This window comes from Actinoplanes sp. NPDC000266 (assembly GCF_042899005.1).
GTDB lineage: Bacteria > Actinomycetota > Actinomycetes > Mycobacteriales > Micromonosporaceae > Actinoplanes.
This window is the reverse complement of record NZ_JBIAZI010000022.1, coordinates 89,294-108,720: the sequence shown is the minus strand read 5'-3', so window position 1 is coordinate 108,720 and position 19,427 is coordinate 89,294. Positions and strand designations below refer to the sequence as shown.

At 71.1% G+C, this 19,427-nt stretch carries 14 protein-coding genes; 7 read left to right on the top strand and 7 right to left on the bottom strand.

Annotation, left to right across the window (positions count from 1 at the left end; translation table 11 throughout):
* Positions 1-135: 135 nt before the first annotated feature.
* Positions 136-786, bottom strand: coding sequence for a hypothetical protein (locus ACFY36_RS50240; protein ID WP_499753028.1), 651 nt, complete (start codon positions 784-786; stop codon positions 136-138).
* 78 nt (positions 787-864) lie between these two features.
* Here ACFY36_RS50240 and ACFY36_RS50235 point away from each other — a divergent pair, with 78 nt between their 5' ends.
* Genes ACFY36_RS50235 through ACFY36_RS50225 form a run of 3 tightly spaced genes read left to right on the top strand, consistent with a single transcriptional unit; the run spans position 865 to position 5,185 of the window.
* Positions 865-3,495, top strand: a complete 2,631-nt coding sequence (locus ACFY36_RS50235; protein WP_499753027.1) for a valine--tRNA ligase — start codon at positions 865-867, stop codon at positions 3,493-3,495.
* Positions 3,492-4,817, top strand: coding sequence for a bifunctional folylpolyglutamate synthase/dihydrofolate synthase (locus ACFY36_RS50230; protein ID WP_499753026.1), 1,326 nt, complete (start codon positions 3,492-3,494; stop codon positions 4,815-4,817). The genes ACFY36_RS50235 and ACFY36_RS50230 overlap by 4 nt, the downstream gene beginning before the upstream one ends.
* Positions 4,814-5,185 carry a DUF4233 domain-containing protein gene (locus tag ACFY36_RS50225; RefSeq protein ID WP_499753025.1) on the top strand — a complete coding sequence of 124 codons (372 nt, stop codon included), beginning with the start codon at positions 4,814-4,816 and terminating at the stop codon, positions 5,183-5,185. The genes ACFY36_RS50230 and ACFY36_RS50225 overlap by 4 nt, the downstream gene beginning before the upstream one ends.
* Before the next feature lie 18 nt (positions 5,186-5,203).
* Here ACFY36_RS50225 and ACFY36_RS50220 read toward each other — a convergent pair whose 3' ends face one another.
* Positions 5,204-8,053 carry a VOC family protein gene (locus ACFY36_RS50220; RefSeq protein ID WP_499753024.1) on the bottom strand — a complete coding sequence of 950 codons (2,850 nt, stop codon included), beginning with the start codon at positions 8,051-8,053 and terminating at the stop codon, positions 5,204-5,206.
* A gap of 193 nt (positions 8,054-8,246) precedes the next feature.
* Between ACFY36_RS50220 and ndk the strand changes: the two genes are divergently transcribed.
* A complete protein-coding gene (gene ndk, locus ACFY36_RS50215) occupies positions 8,247-8,663 on the top strand; it encodes a nucleoside-diphosphate kinase (RefSeq protein WP_499753023.1) in 417 nt (138 codons plus the stop codon).
* Positions 8,664-8,731: 68 nt separating this feature from the next.
* On the opposite strand, the gene ACFY36_RS50210 is transcribed toward ndk, so the two are convergent.
* Genes ACFY36_RS50210 through ACFY36_RS50195 form a run of 4 tightly spaced genes read right to left on the bottom strand, consistent with a single transcriptional unit; the run spans position 8,732 to position 12,305 of the window.
* The gene (locus ACFY36_RS50210; RefSeq protein ID WP_499753022.1) at positions 8,732-9,517 is read right to left on the bottom strand and encodes an ABC transporter permease; all 786 of its coding nucleotides are present in this window, start codon (positions 9,515-9,517) and stop codon (positions 8,732-8,734) included.
* The gene (locus tag ACFY36_RS50205; RefSeq protein WP_499753021.1) at positions 9,514-10,284 is read right to left on the bottom strand and encodes an ABC transporter permease; all 771 of its coding nucleotides are present in this window, start codon (positions 10,282-10,284) and stop codon (positions 9,514-9,516) included. The genes ACFY36_RS50210 and ACFY36_RS50205 overlap by 4 nt, the downstream gene beginning before the upstream one ends.
* Positions 10,281-11,258, bottom strand: a complete 978-nt coding sequence (locus tag ACFY36_RS50200; protein ID WP_498695232.1) for an ABC transporter ATP-binding protein — start codon at positions 11,256-11,258, stop codon at positions 10,281-10,283. Before ACFY36_RS50200 ends, ACFY36_RS50205 begins: the two co-directional genes overlap by 4 nt.
* A 30-nt stretch (positions 11,259-11,288) precedes the next feature.
* A complete protein-coding gene (locus ACFY36_RS50195; protein WP_499753020.1) occupies positions 11,289-12,305 on the bottom strand; it encodes an ArsR/SmtB family transcription factor in 1,017 nt (338 codons plus the stop codon).
* A gap of 60 nt (positions 12,306-12,365) precedes the next feature.
* Between ACFY36_RS50195 and ACFY36_RS50190 the strand changes: the two genes are divergently transcribed.
* The 3 genes from ACFY36_RS50190 to ACFY36_RS50180 all read left to right on the top strand — a co-directional run bounded on the left by ACFY36_RS50190 (position 12,366) and on the right by ACFY36_RS50180 (position 18,044).
* Positions 12,366-13,892: an alkaline phosphatase D family protein gene (locus ACFY36_RS50190; protein WP_499753019.1), complete on the top strand. Its 1,527-nt coding sequence runs from the start codon at positions 12,366-12,368 to the stop codon at positions 13,890-13,892.
* Between the two features lie 206 nt (positions 13,893-14,098).
* Positions 14,099-17,215 carry an isoleucine--tRNA ligase gene (gene ileS, locus ACFY36_RS50185; RefSeq protein WP_499753018.1) on the top strand — a complete coding sequence of 1,039 codons (3,117 nt, stop codon included), beginning with the start codon at positions 14,099-14,101 and terminating at the stop codon, positions 17,213-17,215.
* 157 nt (positions 17,216-17,372) lie between these two features.
* The gene (locus tag ACFY36_RS50180; protein WP_498657653.1) at positions 17,373-18,044 is read left to right on the top strand and encodes a lysophospholipid acyltransferase family protein; all 672 of its coding nucleotides are present in this window, start codon (positions 17,373-17,375) and stop codon (positions 18,042-18,044) included.
* On the opposite strand, the gene ACFY36_RS50175 is transcribed toward ACFY36_RS50180, so the two are convergent.
* On the bottom strand, positions 18,041-19,261 hold the full coding sequence (locus ACFY36_RS50175; RefSeq protein WP_499753017.1) for a hypothetical protein: 1,221 nt from the start codon (positions 19,259-19,261) through the stop codon (positions 18,041-18,043). The two genes, ACFY36_RS50180 and ACFY36_RS50175, sit on opposite strands and share 4 nt — an antisense overlap.
* Positions 19,262-19,427: the final 166 nt, after the last annotated feature.

Genomic DNA, 19,427 nt, shown 5'->3' with positions numbered 1-19,427 from the left:
ACTGCACTCGGGAGGGTGTGGGAGAGTAGGACGCCGCCGGACTCAACGTGAAACAGTAGGCCCACCCTTCGGGGTGGGCCTACTGTCGTTTCCGGGTCTTTTTGAATGAGCCGGCCCAGAAAGGGCCGGCCGAGTTCAGCGTTTCTGGACGGTGGAGCGGATCTCGCGGAGAAGCGGGGCGGCTTCCGGCTCCGTACGGCTGGGGAACATCGCCATGGCCAAGCTGCCGTGGTCGGCCCAGCCGCAGACGGTCAGCTCTCCCTCGTCGGTCTTCGTCGAGCCGCACTTCATGGTGCCGCCCAGCGGGCCGGCGTCGACGTCGTGCAGGCCGGTCACGGCGCCCTCGGCGTCGGAGATCAAGCCGAAGGCCGTCTCCAGGTCGTTCGACGGGGTCCAGAACAGGCCGGTGCCGCCCAGGAAGAGCACGTTCTTCTCGGTGGTGTCGCGGTAGACCGCGCCCACCGCCTTGTCCAGCTCGACGTCCGCGGACAGGGCCGTCGACAGGTATTCGGCCGTCTCCTTGCCCGAGGCGCTGTCGTCCAGGCGGAGCTCGCCGATCTGGGCGGGCGTGGAGAGGGTGGCGTCCTTCTCCGTGTAGATCTGCCAGCCCGTACGGCCGAAAGCAACCGCACCCGCCAAACCCACCGCAAGCACCGCGCCGATGGCGATGCGGCGTACCGGCAGACGCCGGCGCGGGGGATCGGCCTCCTCGGCGAGAGAAGCAGGAGGGCGGTCGACAGTGCCGATGTCGATCGGGTGAGACTCGGCGGAGCCGGAATCGGACATCCGGCGAGCCTAGCAATCCCGGTCGCCAGTGGGTGGTGCGAATTCGGAGTTGCTCTGCGACATCCGTAGACTTGTCGGGTGACCGATGCGACCGAGACCCGCACCCCCGACAGCCGGCCCACTGGTGGCCTCTCAGCCCAGTACCAGCCGGGCGAGGTAGAGCAGCGGCGGTACGAGAAGTGGGTATCGGAGGGCTACTTCACCGCGGACCCCAAGAGCGACAAGCCGCCGTTCTCCATCGTCATCCCGCCGCCCAACGTGACCGGATCGCTGCATGTCGGGCACGCGCTCGACCACACCATCCAGGACACGCTGGCCCGCCTCAAGCGCATGCGCGGCTACGAGGTTCTGTGGCTGCCCGGCATGGACCACGCCGGCATCGCCACGCAGAACGTCGTCGAGCGTCAGCTCGCCTCGCAGCAGCTGTCCCGGCACGACCTCGGGCGCGAGAAGTTCGTGGAGAAGGTCTGGGAGTGGAAGGCGCAGTCCGGTGGCGCGATCCTCGGGCAGATGCGCCGGCTCGGCGACTCCGTCGACTGGTCGCGTGAGCGGTTCACCATGGACGAGGGCCTGTCGCGGGCCGTGCAGACGATCTTCAAGCGGTTGTACGACGACGGGCTCATCTACCGGGCCAACCGCATCATCAACTGGTGTCCGCGCTGTCTCACCGCGCTCAGCGACATCGAGGTCGAGCACACCGACGACGAGGGCGAGCTCGTCTCGATCCGGTACGGCGAGGGCGAGAACGCGATCGTCGTGGCCACCACCCGGGCCGAGACCATGCTCGGTGACACCGCCGTGGCCGTCCACCCGGACGACGAGCGGTACAAACACCTGATCGGCACCGAGGTCGAGCTGCCGCTCACCGGGCGGCGCATCCCGATCGTGGCCGACGAGCACGTCGACCCCTCGTTCGGCACCGGCGCGGTCAAGGTGACCCCGGCCCACGACCCGAACGACTTCGAGATCGGCCAGCGGCACAACCTGCCCAGCATCACCATGATGGACGAGCGCGCGGTCGTCACCGTGCACGGCCCGTTCGAGGGGCTCGACCGTTACGAGGCCCGGCCCGCCATCGTCGCCGCGCTGCGCGAAGAGGGCCGGATCGTCGCCGAGAAGCGGCCCTACCTGCACTCGGTCGGCCACTGCTCGCGCTGCAAGACCACCGTCGAGCCGCGGCTGTCGCTCCAGTGGTTCGTCAACACCACGCCGCTGGCCCAGGCGGCCGGCGACGCGGTGCGCGACGGCCGGGTCACCATCGAGCCGGCCGAGCTGTCCAAGCGCTACTTCGCGTGGGTCGACAACATGCACGACTGGTGCATCTCGCGTCAGCTGTGGTGGGGTCACCGCATCCCGGTCTGGTACGGGCCCGACGGTGAGGTCGTCTGCGTCGGCCCCGACGACGAGGCGCCGACCGGTGAGGGCTGGAAGCAGGACGAGGACGTGCTCGACACGTGGTTCTCGTCGGCGCTGTGGCCCTTCTCGACCATGGGCTGGCCCGAGCGTACGGCCGAACTCGAGAAGTTCTATCCGACCAGCGTCCTGGTCACCGGCTACGACATCCTCTTCTTCTGGGTCGCCCGGATGATGATGTTCGGGTTGTACGCCATGGACGGCGTCCAGCCGTTCGACGTGGTCAACCTGCACGGCATGGTCCGCGACGGCCACGGCAAGAAGATGTCGAAGAGCTTCGGCAACGTGGTCGACCCGCTCGACTGGATCGAGCGGTACGGCGCCGACGCCACCCGCTTCACGCTGGCCCGCGGCGCCAACCCCGGCTCCGACGTGCCGATCAGCGAGGAGTGGTGCCAGGGTTCGCGCAACTTCTGCAACAAGCTGTGGAACGCGACCCGCTTCGCCCTGATGAACGGGGCCACGGTCGAGGGGCCGCTGCCTGAGCAGTCGGAGCTGTCGGCGATCGACAAGTGGATCCTGTCGCGCCTGCAGCACGTCATCGGCGAGGTCGACCAGTACTTCGAGACGTACGAGTACGCGAAGATCTGCGACACGCTCTACCACTTCGCCTGGGACGACGTCTGCGACTGGTACCTGGAGCTCTCGAAGCCGGTCCTCGCCGAGGGCGGCGAGACGACCAAGCGGGTGCTCGGCCACGTGCTCGACCAGCTGCTGCGCCTGCTGCACCCGGTCATCCCGTTCGTCACCGAGGAGCTGTGGATCGCGCTCACCAACGGCGAGACGGTCACCCGGGCCGAGTGGCCGGTGGCCGATCCGGCGCGGATCGACGACGCCGCCGAGGAGGAGCTGGCCGCCCTGCAGAAGGTGGTCACCGAGGTCCGGCGGTTCCGTTCCGACCAGGGGCTCAAGCCGAGCCAGCGGGTCAGCGCGGCGCTCACCGGCCTGGGCAACGTCGGCATCGACACGCACGAGCCGCTGATCCGCTCGCTGGCCCGGCTCGACCGGCCGGCGGCCGACTTCACGGCGACGGCGACGCTCGCGGTGTCCGGCGCGATCACGGTCGACCTGGACACGCGGGGCGCGATCGACGTCGCGGCCGAGCGGGCCCGGCTCGAGAAGGACCGCGCGGCGGCCGAGAAGGAGGCGGCGCAGTGCCGGGCCAAGCTCGGCAACGAGTCGTTCGTCGGCAAGGCGCCGGAACAGGTCGTGGCGAAGATCAAAGACCGCTTGAGTACGGCTGAGGCCGACCTCACGCGAATTGCGGCCGCCCTCTCAGCGTTGCCTACATCATGAGCACGTACGAAGAGGTGGTGGCCGCGCTCGACGGGCGCGGCTTCACCCGCATGGCGTTCGACATGCAGAAGATCCGGGACCTCATGGACGTGCTGGGCAGCCCTCAGCGCGCCTTTCCGGCGATCCACCTGACCGGCACCAACGGCAAGACCAGCACGGCCCGCATGATCGACGCGGTGCTGCGGGCGCACGGCCTGCACACCGGCCGGTACACGAGCCCGCATCTGGAGACGGTTCGCGAGCGGATCAGCCTCGACGGAGAGCCGATCTCCGAGGAGCGACTGGCCGCGACGTACGACGAAATCAGCCCTTTGTCTGATCTCATCGACGCGCGGAACTCGGAGCCGCTGACCTACTTCGACATGACCACCGCCATGGCGTACGCCGCGTTCGCGGACGCGCCGGTCGACATCGCGGTCGTCGAGGTCGGGCTCGGCGGTGAGGAGGACGCGACCAACGTCATCGACGCCGGCATCTGCGTGATGACACCGATCGGGCTCGACCACACCGAGTGGCTGGGCGACACCATCGAGGACATCGCCTGGGCCAAGGCCGGCATCATCCACAAGGGCGCGACCGTGATCACGGCGGTGCAGACCGAGGAGGCCATGCGGCCCATCCTCGAGCGCACGGCCGAGATGGGCGCGACCCTGGCCCGCGAGGGCCGCGAGTTCGGCGTGGTCGAGCGGACCCAGGCCGTCGGCGGCCAGGTGCTCACCCTTCAGGGGCTGGGCGGGGTGTACGACGAGATCTTCCTGCCGCTGTTCGGCGCCCACCAGGCGCAGAACGCGGCGATGGCCCTGGCCGCGGTCGAGGCGTTCCTCGGCGCCGGCAAGGGCAAGCAGCTCGAGCTCGAACTGGTCCGTGAGGGCTTCGCCCAGGTCGACTCCCCGGGCCGGCTGGAGCGGGTCCGGAGCGCGCCGGCGATCCTGCTGGACGGGGCACACAACCCGCACGGCATGGCGGCGACGGTGACCGCGCTGGAGGAGGAGTTCGCCTTCCGGCACCTGGTGGCGGTGGTCGCGGTCTTCGCCGACAAGGACGTCTCGGGCCTGCTCGACCTGCTGGAGCCGGCGGCGGCGCGGATCGTGGTGACGCAGAACAGCTCGCCCCGGTCGATGCCGGTCGACGAGCTGGCGCAGATCGCGTCGGAGATCTTCGGCGAGGACAGGGTCACCGTGGCGCAGAACATGCCGGACGCGATCGAGGAGGCCGTGGTGCTGGCCGAGGAGGACACGTCGGGCGAGCTGAGCGGCGTCGGGGTGCTGGTCACCGGCTCGGTGGTCACGGTCGCGGACGCCCGGAAGCTGCTGAAGCGATGACCTCTGAGCAGACCCCTAGGTCGGGGCTCAAGAATCCCCAGGCGGCCGTACGGGGCATGGGCGCCGGCACGCTCGTCATGGAGGCCATCATCCTGTTGCTGGCCATCCAGCCGATCCGCATCATGGGCGGCAACCTGACCGGCTGGGGCATCGCGTCGGTGATCGGCCTGGCCGTGCTGGCCATCGCCCTGTCCGGAATGATGAAGCGCTCGTGGGCCTGGCCGGCCGGCCTGGTCCTGCAGATCCTGCTGGCGGCCAGCGGCTTCTTCCACTACTCGCTGGCCATCCTCGGCCTGATCTTCGGTGCGGCCTGGATCTACGCCCTCACCGTCCGCCGCACGATCCTCGGCCGGCCCGGTCTGCTCTGACCGGGCCGACCCGGGCACTCAGTGGATGGCCCGCCACTGGGTGATGGCGATGTTGTGGTCGTCCGGGTCGCGGAAGGACGCCGACCACAGCTCCAGCCGGTCACCCCGGTTGACCGGCCGGGGAGCGTGCACGAACTCGACGCCTTTGGCGCGTAGCTCCTCGTAGACGGCCTCGACATCACCGACCTCGAGGTTCAGGTAGATCAGCCGCCCTGCCTCGGCCGACAGCCCGTGCACGGTGCGCAGCACCAGCCGGGTGTCACCGGAGGCCAGCACGGCGCTGCCCTCCCCATGGTCGATCTCGTAGAACCCGAGCGTGTCCCGGTAGAACCCGATCGACCGCCCCAGATCGGTGACCAGCACGGTGATCCCCACGCCGTGAATGGCCCCGGCGGGCCCGGGCCGAGCACTCGGATAGGCGGTGATGAGGTCGGCCGCGCTCTCGTCGGGCTCGCGGGTACCACCCAGCCCGGCCCAGGGGCTCTTGCCGGCCCCACCGGCGGCCGCAGCGGCGGCCGCGGCTTCGGCCAGAGCGGCTGCCGCGGGACTCGGGGCATGGGGCCGGGGCGCCGAAGTCTCCTCGACATCCACGCTCGTCCGAGCGCCGTGCTGCTCGGAAGCGCCGCCGAACGACACGGGAACGGCGGCGGGCCGGTCCGCCGGGTCTTCTGGGCCGTCCGGGATCGTGGCCGCGGCCGCCGCGGCGGGAGCGGGCGGGCGGGCGCCCGGCGGCTCGGGAACGGTAGCCGCACCCACAGCAGCGGTCGCCGCGGCAGGCGCGCCGGCGGTGGTGCTGCTTGTGGCGCGTTCCCCGGCTGGGCCTGCGGCGGTATGTGGTGTGGCGGGTTCGCCGGCTGGGCCTGCGGCGCTGTGCGCTGTGGCGGGTTCGCTGGTAGGGCCTGCGGCGGTATGTGGTGTGGCGGGTTCGCCGGTTGGGTCTGCGGCGCTGTGCGCTGTGGCGGGTTCGTCGGTGGGACGGTCGCCGGTGGGCTGGTCGTCGCGGTCCTGGTCGTGTTTGCCGGCCTTCTTCACGGCCGCCACGGCGGCTGCGGCCACGGCGCCGACGGCGGTGGCCAGTAGGCCGTGCTTCGGCTCGGGCTGGGGCGGGGCTTCCGGCGTTCGGGCTTCGGCGGTCCCGGTCTCGTCGGCCACGGGAACGGCGGCGATTCGAGCGGAGCCTGGCTCGGGGTCCTGGTCGGGGTCCCGCTCGGGGCCGGGCTCCGGCTCCCAGGGGACCGCGGCGACGCCCTCGTCCGTCATGCCGGAGGACGCCGTGGGACCGGAGAAAGCCGAGGTGTCCGAGGTTGGGGACGGCTTTTCGGTGGGGGAAGGTGCGCTGGCGTCGTGGGCCGCGTTCGAGACGAAGCGGGTCGAGGCGTGGATCGGGGCGGTCCGGGGCTCGGCCGACGGGTCCGGGACGGTCTCGCCGGACACCGGCTGGGCCTGGGCCGGCGCTTCAGACTGTGCCGCGACGGGATAGGCGGCGGCGCGGTCGGCAGTGGCAGCGCCGGCAGTGGCAGCGCCGGCAGTGGCAGCGCCAGCGGCGGCGGCGCCAGCGGCGTCAGGGCCAGCGGCGTCAGGGCCAGCGGCGTCAGGGCCAGCGGCGTCAGGGCCAGCGGCGTCAGGGCCAGTGGTGGCAGGGCCGGTGGTGGCGGGCTCGGCGGTGGCGCTGGTGGTGGGGCGATTGGGGATTGTCTCGGCCGGTGGGGCTATCAAGTCGTCTTGTAGCGCGGCGGCGGCGTGCGGGGTCGTCTCCGGGGCCGGTTCGGGGTTGGCGTCCAGCGGGAGGTCGATCTCGTCGTCGACGGATGGGCGCGGGGTCGACGGTGAGGGCGCCGTGGGTGGTGGGGTCGACGGCGGCGGCGCGGTGGGGAACGAACCCACCGGTGACGGTGTGGCCGGGGCCGACGTCGGCACCGGCTCGGGGCGCTGGGGCTGTGCGGGCGGCTCGTCCAGCGGGATGTCGGTGGGGAGCTCGTCGTCGGGGTGTGGTTCGCGCTGCGTGGGGGTGGTGGTCGTGCGGGTCTCGGGGTCGGCGGTGGCCGTGGCCGTGCTGCTGCGGTGGGGGTGTGGGCTGGGGCGGCGCGTGCCCGGCGTGGAGGCCGCTCCGGCCGCGGCGCCCGCGGCGGCGGCGCCGGCTGTGGCGGCGACCGTGGGGGTGTCGGACTCTGCCTTCTGGGCTCGGCGGGGCAACGTCTGCGGGGTGTCGTCGTGGTCGACGAACTCGCCCTCGACCACCGGGCCGGCTGGGGTGTCGCGGACCACGACCTGGGTGTCGTCCAGGGCCGGCGGGGGCGGTGAGGCCGACGGCGGCGGCGGGGGCGGTGGCTCGTCGGGGCCCCGGCCCCACTGGCGGTCGCGGGTCTTCCACGGCGGGGGCTCGAAGTCGTCGAGCAGGCCGGTGTCGTCGTCGGCCTGGGCCTCGTAGTCGTCGTAGTCGGGCATGGCCGGCGGGGGCGGATCTTCGCCGCGGGCGCCGGGCACGGCGTCGTCCCAGTTGATCCGGACGCGGCGCATGTCGTCGACGTCGACCGTGATGGGCAGCGTGTCGCCGGGGGCGGGCCACTTGACGACCGGGACCTTCGACTCGTTGATCTCCACCTCGGAGGTGGGCAGGCCGGGGGCGACCACCACCGCCATGATGCGGGCCCGGCCGTACACCGCGGCCGACGCGGGCGGCGGCGAGATCGACCGGACCTCGGCCGTGCCCGTCACCCAGGCCCGGGCGCCGCGGCGCACCACATTGACGGAGCCGAGCGCGACCGCGAGGACGAGCAGGACGATGCCGAATATGACGACGCCCATGCTCGGCATGCCGAGCCCCAGCGCCACCACGAAGACCGCGATCGTTCCCGCTACCGCCGCCACCAGCTTCCGTGCCGGTGCGATCGGACGGCCGGTCTGGTTTGCCAATGTGGACCTCCCGCTCGTTACCGTCAGGTTATTGCCCGGCGCCACCGGAGGGAAAGTGCGGCAGGTCCGGCGTTGTCGCTTGCCGGATTCCCGGTACCGATAGGCTGAACCTCCCGCGTGTCGCGCTTTGCTTCAAAGGAGAAACACCGTGTCCAGCAACACCGAGCGTTCGCTCGTGCTCATCAAGCCCGACGCCGTCCGTCGCGGACTGCTCGGCGAGGTGCTCTCCCGCTTCGAGCGCAAGGGCTTGGTCATCGAGGCGCTGGAGCTGCGCACCATGGACGCGGCCCTGGCCGACCAGCATTACGCCGACCACGTGGACAAGGCGTTCTACCCGCCGCTCAAGGAGTTCATGACCTCGGGCCCGCTGGCCGCGCTGATCCTCAGCGGCGACGAGGTCATCGACGTGGTCCGGGCCATGATCGGCGCGACCGACGGCCGCAAGGCGGCCGCCGGCACGGTCCGTGGTGACTTCTCGCTCTCCAACCGGGAAAACCTCGTGCACGCCTCCGACTCACCGGAGAGCGCGAAGCGCGAGATCGACCTCTGGTTCCCCAGCCGCTGAGCGAGACCAGCCGCTGAGCGAGACCAGCCGCTGAGCGAGACCAGCCGCTGAGCGAGACCAGCCGCTGGTCAGAGCGTGTCGAGGCTGGCGCGCCGACGCGACTCGGTCTCGAAGATCTTCAGCAGGATGACGGCCGCGGCCGCGTAGACGGCGCCGACCAGCAGTTCCCGGCCCAGCGCGGGCGCGGCCGCCGCGAATCCGTCCCCGGCCGCGAACGAGCGGGCCGCGGACGCCGCGTGCGTGATCGGCAGCCACTGGCCGACCGCCACCATCCAGCCGGGCAGGCCCGAGGCGGGCACGTTGACGCCGGTGAGCAGCAGCAACAGCGCCACGGCGACGTTCGACACCACCCACACGTCGCGGAACCGCAGCCCGAGCGCGCCCAGCGTCAACCCGAAGAACCCGCAGGCCAGCGACCCGACCGCCATGGACAGGAACAGCCCCGGCAGCGCCGACACGGGGATGCGCAGCCCGAGGAGCAGCGCGCCGACCGAGAGCGTCACGACGGCGATCAGAAGACCGTTTCCGGCGTACGGCAGAACGCGCCCCCAGAAGATCGCGGTCCGGCTTCGAGGCGAGAGCAGCACATGCCCGAGCGTGCCGAAGCGCCGCTCGTTCGCCACCGCCATCGTCCCGCCGAACACGCAGGCCAGCGACGCCGTCAGCACCGCGTTCCCGACGATGTAGAAGCGGTCGTCGGCCACCTGCAACTGGCGGCCCAGATAGGCGAAGAACAGCAGCTGGAACAGCGGCCCGACCAGCAGCGTGCCGACGAACATGCCCGGCGTGGTCCAGTTGAACAGCGCGCGATAGGCGATCGTCCCGCCCACGGTCATCAGTCTGATCGTCTTCATGCGAGCGCCAGGGTCGCGGCCGCGCGAGCGCGGCGTTCGACGTGTCCCATGACGAAAAAGCCGATCAGCAGGCAGGCGAGGCTGATCGCGAGGCAGAGCGCCACCGACGGCCAGACCGGCCCGCCACTGGTGGCCTCGCGCAGCGCCCGGGCGCCCCACGTGGTCGGCAGGATCGCCGCGACCGGCACGGTCCAGGCCGGCAGCACGGTGATCGGCACGAGCATGCCGGAGACCAGCCAGACCGGATATTCGAGCGTGTTGGCGAGCGCGTTGGCGTTGCGCATGAGCACGAACGTCGCGGCCAGGAGCAGGCCGAACATGCCGAGCCCGATCACGCACACCACCGCCGCCACCACGAAGGCGACCGGATGGGCGAAGTCGAGCCTGATGCCGTACAGCAACCGGCCCCAGGCGAGCGTCGCGAGCAGAGCGTAGGTCCCGGTGACGCCGGTGGCGATGGTGATCGGCAGGACGACCAGGGCCGGCCGGCGCGGCGCCAACATGATCATTTCGAGGGTGCCCTGCCAGCGCTGGTTCTGGATGGCGCCGCCGGAGCCGAAGAGCACCGACGACCAGACGCCCATCACGCCGGCGCCGACCGCGGCCTCGAGCAGGCGGTGCTGCTCGCCGCCGGAGCGGAACAGGTAGACCGCGAGCGTGGCCTGCACGACCGGCACGACCAGGGCGATCGCCACCTCGAAGGGTGACCGGCTGATCTGCTTGGCGTGCAGCAGCGTCCCCACCGTGAGCAGACGGAGAGTGTTCATGCCGCGCTCACGATCGCCACGTACGCGTCCTCGAGCGTGGGTTCGCGGCTGTTCACGCGGCCGAGGCGGATGCCGGCCAGCTCGCGCAGCACGTCGCCCTGCACGTCCACGTGGGCGTCCGAGTGCACGGTCAGCAACTGCAAGGAGCCTTTGACTTCAACTGCGGTTTCCCGTACGCCCGGAAGACCGCGCAACGTGTCGACCGCGGTGTCCGGGACGCCGTACGCCTCGACCTCCACCACCCGGAAACCGTCCGCGTGTTTCCGCAGCTCGGCCGGGGTGCCCAGGGCCTGGATGCGCCCGTCCGAGATGACCGCGATCCGGTCGCAGAGCTCGTCCGCCTCGGCCATGTAGTGCGTGGTCAGCAGCACCGTGGTGCCGGTCGCGGCGAGGTCGCCGACCGTGCGGCGCAGCTCGCGCGCGGCCACCGGGTCGACGCCGATCGACGGCTCGTCCAGGAACAGCACGTCGGGCGAGTGCAGCAGCCCCCGGGCGATGTGCAGCCGCTGGCGCATGCCGCGCGAGTATCCCTCGACCCGCTCGCGCTCGCGCCCGGCCAGGCCGACCAGGTCGAGCAGCTCGGCGATGCGGCGCTTCTGCTCGCGGGGCGCCACCCCGTACAGCTCGGCGAAGTACCGCAGGTTGTCCAGGGCGGACAGCCGGTCGTAGAGACCGCGGTCGCCGCCGAAGACGTAGCCGATGCGCCGGCGTACCTCCCTGGTCTGCTTGACCACGTCGAACCCGCCCACCCGGGCCGTGCCCGAGCTCGGGATGAGCAGGGTGTTGAGCATCTTGATGGTGGTGGTCTTGCCGGCGCCGTTCGGCCCGAGCAGGCCGAACAGCTCGCCGCGGCCGACCTCGAAGGTCACACCGCGGACGGCCTCGACCTGCGTGCGCTTGGGCTTGAGCCAGCCCGTCCGCGCCCGGTAGGTCCGGCGTAGATCGTCCGCCTCGATGGCGTAGTCGCTCCCCATGTCCCGAGACGGTAGGGAAGCGCGGGCGGTCTAGGAAACGAATTCGGTCGCGGCCGAATCCCCGCCAAGGAGATTGACGAGCGCCACTCCGGCCGGCTCGAGCTCGTAGAGCACCCGGCGCCCGGCCCGGCGGCGGTGGACGACCCCGGCCGCCAGCAGGTTCGACAGGTGCTCGGAGACCGTGCTCGGAGCCAGGCCGAGCGCGGTCGCGAGGCCAGTGGTCGTCGCCGGGGTCGTCAAAGCACGCAGAACGACCGCTCGACCTCGGCCCAGCAGCACCGCCAGTCGATCTTCGGCGGCGCCGGCCAGAGGGCCGGGACTGTCGGCCAGCACCGCCGCGCCCCGCGACTGGTAGGTGACCATCTGGATCGAAGGGTGGTCGCCCGAGCAGAGCAGCGCGCCCCGCGAGAAGATCAGCGGGACCAGCAGCAGACGCTGGTTGACCGCCTCCATCTCCTGGTCGAGCGGCTTGATCAGGGTGAGCACGGGCCGTTCCCAGCGGATCCGCTCGTGCAGCCGGGACAGCAGCGCGTCCGGCCCGTCGGCGGCCAGCGCCCGGGCCCGCAGCAGCACCTCCTCGTCGAGCGCGGCCCGCATGGCCGGCCAGTAGGGCGCGATCGCGGCGTCCCAGTACGCCTGCATGCCGTCGGCCAGCCGGGCCAGCGCGGCCCGCCGGTCGTCGCGGAACGGCCGGAGGAGCGGAGGCAGCTCGCCGTCCGGATAGTGCTTGGCCAGCTCGAAGTCGATCACGTCATCGGGAGTGGCCCGAAGCTCGTCGAGCTGCTCCTCGATCGTCGGCAGCGGTGACGTGGGCAGCGGCGCCAGAAAGTCGGGCGACACCGAGGGCAGCCGCATGTGCAGCGTGGCCGGCGCGGTGGCCGGATCGGTCCGCAGGATCTCGCGGGCGCGGCGGGCCCACCCCTCGTACGGCCACGGCGGAGAAGGGTGGCGCTGGAGCAGGTAGAGGCTGACCACGGCCTCGGTCAGCGGGCTGATCGCGATCCGGGTGCGGGCCAGCGTGGGTTCATCGATCTCGATGCGGATCACGTACCCGATTTTAGGAGACGGCCACCCGTGGGCCATGTCCGATCGATAGGCATCGTGGTTATGACGAGTCTGTCCCGACGGAACCTCCTGCGCGCCGGCGTCGCCGGCGGCGTGGCCGGGGTTCTGTTCGAAGCGCCCGCGTTCTCCTCGGCCGGCACCCGCCCGGTCCTCACCCACGGCGTGCAGAGCGGCGACGCCACCGCGAGCTCGGCCGTCGTCTGGAGCCGGGCCGACCGGCCCGGGCGGCTCTGGGTCCAGGTCAGCCGCCGTACCGACTTCCGCGGCTCCCGGGTGGTCCGCGGCCCGATCCTCACCCCGGACACCGGCCTGACCGGCAAGCTGAGGCTGGGCCACCTGCCCGCCGGCAGCAAGCTGCACTACCGCGTGCGTGCCGAGAGCCTGGACCGGCCGGGCCTGTTCAGCGCGCCGCTGACCGGCTCGTTCACGACCGCGCCGGTCCGCCGCGAGGACATCCGGTTCGTCTGGACCGGTGATGTGGTCGGACAGGGCTGGGGCATCGACCCGGCGTACGGCGGACTGAAGATCTTCGAATCGATGCGGCGGCGGAGGCCGGACTTCCTGCTGCACAGCGGCGACACCGTGTACGCCGACGGACCGCTGGCCGAGAGCGTGACGCTGCCCGACGGGCGGGTCTGGCGCAACGTGGTGACCGAGGAGAAGCTCAAGGTCGCCGAGACCCTGGACGAGTACCGCGGCCAGTACGCGTACAACCTGCTCGACCCGGCCTACAAGGCGTTCGCGGCCGAGGTGCCGCAGCTCAACCAGTGGGACGACCACGAGGTCACCAACAACTGGTATCCGGGGGAGATCCTGGACGACGCCCGGTACACCGAGAAGCGGGTCGACGTGCTGGCCGGGCGGGCCCATCAGGCGTACCACGAATGGGTCCCGACGCCGGCGGGCCAAGGCCCGGTCTACCGCAAGATCTCGTACGGGCCGCTGCTGGACGTCTTCGTGCTCGACATGCGCACCTACAAGGACGTCAACGACGGCAACACGTACGCCGACCCGAAGCGCGGCCTGCTCGGCGCGAAGCAGCGCGAATGGCTGATCCGCGGCCTGCGCGAGTCGCGGGCGACCTGGAAGATCATCGCCAACGACCTGCCGATCGGGCTGGTGGTGCCGGACGGCGCGGCCGCGCAGGAGGGCGTGGCCCAGGGCGACCCGGGCCGGCCGTTGGGCCGCGAGCTGGAGTTCGCCCAGGTGCTGCGGGAGGCGCACCGGCACCGGGTCTCCGGCATCGTCTTCCTGACCGCCGACGTGCACTACACCGCGGCCCACCACTACGACCCGGCCCGGGCCGCCGTGCAGGACTTCACGCCGTTCTGGGAGTTCGTCTCGGGTCCGGCCCACGCCGGCGCGTTCGGGCCGAACGCGCTCGACGGCACCTTCGGCCCCCAGACCGTCTTCGTCAACGCCCCGCCGGTGGCCAATACGTCGCCCGCGTCCGGGTTCCAGCACTTCGGCGAGGTGGAGATCGACGGGCGGACCGGCGCTTTCACGGTCCACCTGCGTGACCGGGACGGTAAGTCGCTCTGGTCGACCACCCTGGAGGTAATGCGGTAGTTGGGATCCGGTGACGGCCGGTATCGTTGTCTTGCACAAGGGCGACGATCCGGCCATCACCGGGGAGCCTCCGGAAGAACGGGCTTGTCAAAGCCTCATTAGAACCGGGCAGGAATGAGCGGGCGGTCGTCAAGACCGTCAAGCGAGGTGGTACCGCGGGCGTGGAGCTCGTCCTCGCAGTCCAGACGACTGTTGGAGGACCACCGATGGCCTATCCCCAGCACACCGACGCCACGGGCGTCCCGGCGAGCCCGGATCTGCCCGCGGTCGAGCGCGCGGTCCTCGACCACTGGGAGGCGGACAAGACCTTCGAGGCCTCCGTCGACCAGCGCCCGGCCGGGGAGGACGGCGCCAACGAGTACGTCTTCTACGACGGCCCGCCGTTCGCCAACGGCCTGCCGCACTACGGGCACCTGTTCACCGGCTACGTGAAGGACCTGGTGCCGCGCTATCAGGCCATGCGGGGCAGGCACGTCGAGCGGCGCTTCGGCTGGGACACCCACGGGCTGCCGGCCGAGGTCGAGGCCGAGAAGCAGCTCGGCATCACCACCAAGGCCCAGATCGTCGAGCTCGGCATCGACAAGTTCAACGAGGCCTGCCGTACGTCCGTGCTGGCGTACACCAAGGACTGGGAGCGCTACGTCACCCGGCAGGCCCGGTGGGTCGATTTCGAGAACGACTACAAGACGCTCGACCCGGCCTACATGGAATCGGTCATGTGGGCGTTCAAGACCCTGCACGACAAGGGCCTGGTGTACGAGGGCTTCCGCGTCCTGGCGTACTGCTTCCGGTGTGAGACCCCGCTGTCGAACACCGAGACGCGCATGGACGACGTCTACCGCGACCGCACCGACCCGGCCCTGACGGTGACGTTTCGCCTGGAGACCGGCGAGAAGATCGCGGTCTGGACCACCACGCCGTGGACGCTGCCCTCCAACCTCGCGCTCGCGGTCGGACCCGGCATCGAGTACGCAGTGCTGGAAAAGGAGGGCGAGAAGCTCATCCTCGGCGCGTCGCGGGTGGCCGCCTACGCCAAGGAACTGGAGGGCTGGGAGCAGGTCGGCACGGTCCTCGGCAGTGAGCTGGCCGGGCGTCGGTACACGCCGCTGTTCGACTTCCTGGTCGAGGCGGGCGGGCCCAACGCGTTCCAGGTCCTCGCGGCCGACTACGTGACCGACGAGGACGGCACCGGCGTCGTCCACCAGGCGCCGGCGTTCGGTGAGGACGACCAGAACGTCTGCAACGCGGCCGGCATCCCGACCGTGGTGACCGTCGATGACCACACCCGGTTCACCTCGCTCGTGCCCGAGTGGCAGGGCGTGCAGGTCTTCGACGCCAACAAGCCGATCATCGCGGTTCTGAAGGAGCGTGGCGTCGTCCTGCGGCACGAGGGCTACACGCACTCGTACCCGCACTGCTGGCGCTGCGACACCCCGCTCGTCTACAAGGCGGTGTCGTCCTGGTTCGTCGCGGTCACCAAGTTCCGCGACCGCATGGTCGAGCTCAACCAGGAGATCACCTGGACGCCCTCGCACATCAAGGACGGCTCGTTCGGCAAGTGGCTGGCCAACGCCCGCGACTGGTCGATCTCCCGCAACCGGTTCTGGGGCTCGCCGATCCCGGCCTGGAAATCCGACGACCCGAACTATCCGCGGGTGGACGTCTACGGCTCCTACGAGGAGCTGGAGCGTGACTTCGGGGTCAAGGTCAAGGACCTTCACCGGCCGTACGTCGACGAGCTGACCCGCCCCAACCCGGACGACCCGACCGGCAAGTCGGTCATGCGCCGCGTGCCCGAGGTGCTCGACTGCTGGTTCGAGTCCGGGTCGATGCCGTTCGCCCAGGTGCACTACCCGTTCGAGAACAAGGACTGGTTCGAGCACCACTACCCGGGCGACTTCATCGTCGAATACATCGGCCAGACCCGCGGCTGGTTCTACACCATGCACGTGCTGGCCACGGCCCTGTTCGACCGGCCCGCGTTCCGCAACTGCCTCAGCCACGGCATCCTGCTCGGCGAGGACGGGCGCAAGATGTCCAAGTCGCTGCGGAACTACCCGGACGTCTACAAGGTCTTCGACTCGTACGGCTCGGACGCCATGCGCTGGATGCTCATGTCGTCGCCGGTGCTCCGCGGTGGCGACATGGCCGTCACCGAGGTGGCCATCCGCGACTCGGTCCGCCAGGTGCTGCTGCCGCTCTGGAACGTCTGGTACTTCTTCAGCCTCTACGCGAACGCGTCGGGCCACGAGGCGACCTTCCGGACCGACTCGCAGCACCTGCTGGACCGCTACATCCTGGCCAAGACCGGCGAGCTGGTCACCGACGTGCAGCGGCAGATGGACGAGTACGACATCTCGGGCGCGGCGGGTTCGGTCCGGTCCTATCTCGACGCGCTGACCAACTGGTACGTCCGCCGCTCGCGGGACCGCTTCTGGGCCGGTGATCGGGACGCGTTCGACACCCTGGCCACCGTCCTCGAGACGGTGTGCCGGGTGGTGGCGCCGCTGGCGCCGCTGACCGCGGAGGAGATCTGGCGTGGGCTCACCGGTGGCCGCTCGGTGCACCTGACCGACTGGCCCTCGGCCGCCGCGCTGCCGGCCGACCACGACCTCGTCGCGTCGATGGACGCGATCCGCGACGTGGCCTCGGCCGCGCTGTCGCTGCGCAAGGCTCGCGCCCTGCGGGTGCGGCTGCCGCTGGCCCGGCTCACCGTGGCCACCGGGCGGGCGCCGGCCCTGTCCGGCTTCGCCGACCTGCTCGCGGACGAGGTCAACGTGAAGGAGGTCGTCTTCACGGAGGACGTGACGGCGTACAGCCAGAAGGTCTTGACCGTCGTGCCCCGAGCCCTGGGGCCGCGCCTCGGCAAGCAGGTCCAGCAGGTGATCAAGGCGGTCAAGGCCGGCGAGTGGGAGCTGGTCGACGGCGCGCCGGTTGCGGCCGGGGTGACCCTCCAGGAGGGCGAGTACGAGCTGAAGCAGGTCGCCTCCGACGTCGAGAACTCGGCGCCGCTGCCGGCGGACGGGGGAGTCGTCGTGCTCGACACGGCGGTGACCCCCGAACTCGCGGCCGAAGGGCTGGCCCGGGACGTGATCCGGGTCGTGCAGCAGGCCCGGCGCGACGCCGGCCTGGACGTCTCGGACCGCATCGCGCTGGTGGTCTCGGCCTCGGCGCCGGTCCAGGCGGCGGTCGAGGCGCACCGGGACTTCGTGGCCGGGGAGACACTGGCCACCGCGCTCACGTTCGCCGGCGATGTGGGTGGTTTCGCAGGTGAGGTCGGCGACGGCGAACAGGTGACGGTCTCGGTGACCCGAGCGCACTAAGCTGTGAAACTAGCGACCGGACCCGGACATTTCATCCCTTCTACGGTGAATGTCCGGGTCCGTCGGCAAGCTCGACAGGGACTTCCCTGGTGACGTCCGCTACCCTCACAGCCGCCCCCCACCGTTTTCGCACCACCCCGTTCCGGAGGAACCCCCGTTGCCGCTGCTCTATACGATCGGCAAATTCACCGTCGGCAATGCGCTGAAGATCGGCTGGCGACCGCGTGTCGAGGGCCTCGAGCACGTGCCGAGGACGGGCGGAGTGATCTTCGCCAGCAACCACCTGTCGGTGGCCGACGAGCTCTTCATCGGCGCGGTCGTGCCGCGGCACCTCTGCTTCTGGGCCAAGTCCGATTACTTCGACGGCACCGGCCTCAGCGGCTGGTTCACCCGCAACCTGCTCAACGGCCTGGGCGCCGTGCGGGTCGAGCGGGCCGGTGGGCGGGCCGCGCTGGCCGCCTTCGACGGCGCGATCCCGGTGCTCAAGGGCGGCGACGCGGTGGTCGTCTATCCGGAGGGCACGCGCTCGCCCGACGGCAAGCTCTACCGCGGGCGTACGGGCGCGGCCCGGCTCGCGCTCGCGGCCGGTGTGCCGATCATCCCGGTCGGCTGCCTCGGCACCGAAGAGGTGCAGCCGATCGGCCAGCCCTATCCGACGCCCCGCCTGCGCGGCGGCTCGGTCACCCTCAAGTTCGGCAAGCCGATCGACCCGGCGGGCCGCTCGGACGACCGCACCTCGCTGCGCGAGCTCACCGACGAGGTGATGGCCGAGATTCAAAAGCTGACCGGCCAGGAGTACGTGCCCCGCTACGCCCCCAAGAAGGCCTAACTCTTCGTCAGTACGGCTTCACGGAGGCGGGCGACGAGGTCGGCGCTGTCCTGGATCGAGCGGCGGGTGAGCAGTACGGTGGCCAGGCTGCCGTGGTCGGCCCAGGCACAGACCACGACCGTCGAGCCGTCGTCGCGGCCGACGCCGCAGCTCTCGTGCGCGCCGAACTCGCCGAGGTCGAAGTCCCGCACGTCGGAGAGCTTGTATTCGTCGGCGACCTGCTCCAGGTGGGCGCCGACGTCACTGCCGGGCGTGAGGCGGAAGCCGGTCATGCCGAAGACGGTGACCCGCTTGCCGCGGTCGTCCTTGTACTCGCCGGCGAAGCTGCCGGACCCGGTGTCCTGGGTGTCGCGCAGCTGAAGGTCGGCGAAGGACTCGGGCAGCACGGCGGTGACCGGATATTGGGCGGACGAGAGCTGGTAGGCGCCGAACGGCACGCCGCAGCAGCAGGCCACGCTGAGCAGGCTGAACAGCGCCAGACGGCGTCCCCACCGGCGCTTGCGGCGCGGCGGCGGCAGCGGGCGGGCCACCGGGCGCGGCGCCCACGGCGGCGGCGCGGGCAGCGATCCACCGGCCCGCGGGCCCGGCTGCGGCCGCGACTGTGGCCTCGGCGGTGGGCCTGTCGGCGGCCTCGGTGCCACGGCCTGGCGCTGGGCTGCCTGGCGCTGGGCTGCCTTGCGCTCCCGCCTGCTCTGCTTGCCGGGCTTGGGCGGCAGCGGCGGGCCGGTTACCGGGTGCGGGCTGGCCGGGTACGGGTTAGCCGGGTGCGGGTCGGCCGGGTGCGGGCCTGTCGCCGAGGGTGGCGGGACCGGGCTGGGCGGGGCCGCGATCGGGGGCCGGCTCGTGAAGGTGGGCGGCTGCGGCGGCTCGGCCGTCGTCGGCGACGGGGGCTCGACGCGCGTCGGGGGCGGGGCCTCGATGTGGGGCGGGGCCTCGACCCGGGTTGGCGGCATCGGTGACTCGGGGACCGCCGGGAACGGATCGAGCGGAGTGTCGTACTCGGCCCACGGGTCGACGGCCGGAGTGGACAGGCGGTCGTCCTCCGGTTCCGTGTCGCGCTGCCACCACCGCTTCCTCGGCTCGGGTGGCACCACGGCCGCGGACCCGCTCCAGCGGGCCGGCGCGTCCACCGTGGAGGGTTCCGCGCCGTCCGCGATTGTGGTCGGGTCGGGCATCCCGGCCGCCGGCGTGCTGTCGCCCGGCTGCTGGCCGTCCATCTCCTCGATCTCCTTCGCTGCCGGCCGTGATCTCCGGCGAGGGGTCTTGTCCCAGGTTAAATGCGGTTCGCCACTCCCTCGAACCGTACGAAGTCGAATCCGGATGCAAATGCCGGACAACCAGGGCGATGTGCGGAACGCTCTGGAGCCGTATGGTTACCGGGAC

Bases quoted from the DNA above. Each gene is read 5' to 3' on its own strand.
- ileS (WP_499753018.1), top strand. From the start codon at position 14,099: ATGGCCTATCCCCAGCACACCGACGCCACGGGCGTCCCGGCGAGCCCG.
- ACFY36_RS50240 (WP_499753028.1), bottom strand. From the start codon at position 786: ATGTCCGATTCCGGCTCCGCCGAGTCTCACCCGATCGACATCGGCACT.
- ACFY36_RS50225 (WP_499753025.1), top strand. From the start codon at position 4,814: ATGACCTCTGAGCAGACCCCTAGGTCGGGGCTCAAGAATCCCCAGGCG.
- ACFY36_RS50190 (WP_499753019.1), top strand. From the start codon at position 12,366: ATGACGAGTCTGTCCCGACGGAACCTCCTGCGCGCCGGCGTCGCCGGC.
- ACFY36_RS50210 (WP_499753022.1), bottom strand. From the start codon at position 9,517: ATGAAGACGATCAGACTGATGACCGTGGGCGGGACGATCGCCTATCGC.
- ACFY36_RS50230 (WP_499753026.1), top strand. From the start codon at position 3,492: ATGAGCACGTACGAAGAGGTGGTGGCCGCGCTCGACGGGCGCGGCTTC.
- ACFY36_RS50200 (WP_498695232.1), bottom strand. From the start codon at position 11,258: ATGGGGAGCGACTACGCCATCGAGGCGGACGATCTACGCCGGACCTAC.
- ACFY36_RS50205 (WP_499753021.1), bottom strand. From the start codon at position 10,284: ATGAACACTCTCCGTCTGCTCACGGTGGGGACGCTGCTGCACGCCAAG.
- ACFY36_RS50175 (WP_499753017.1), bottom strand. From the start codon at position 19,261: ATGGACGGCCAGCAGCCGGGCGACAGCACGCCGGCGGCCGGGATGCCC.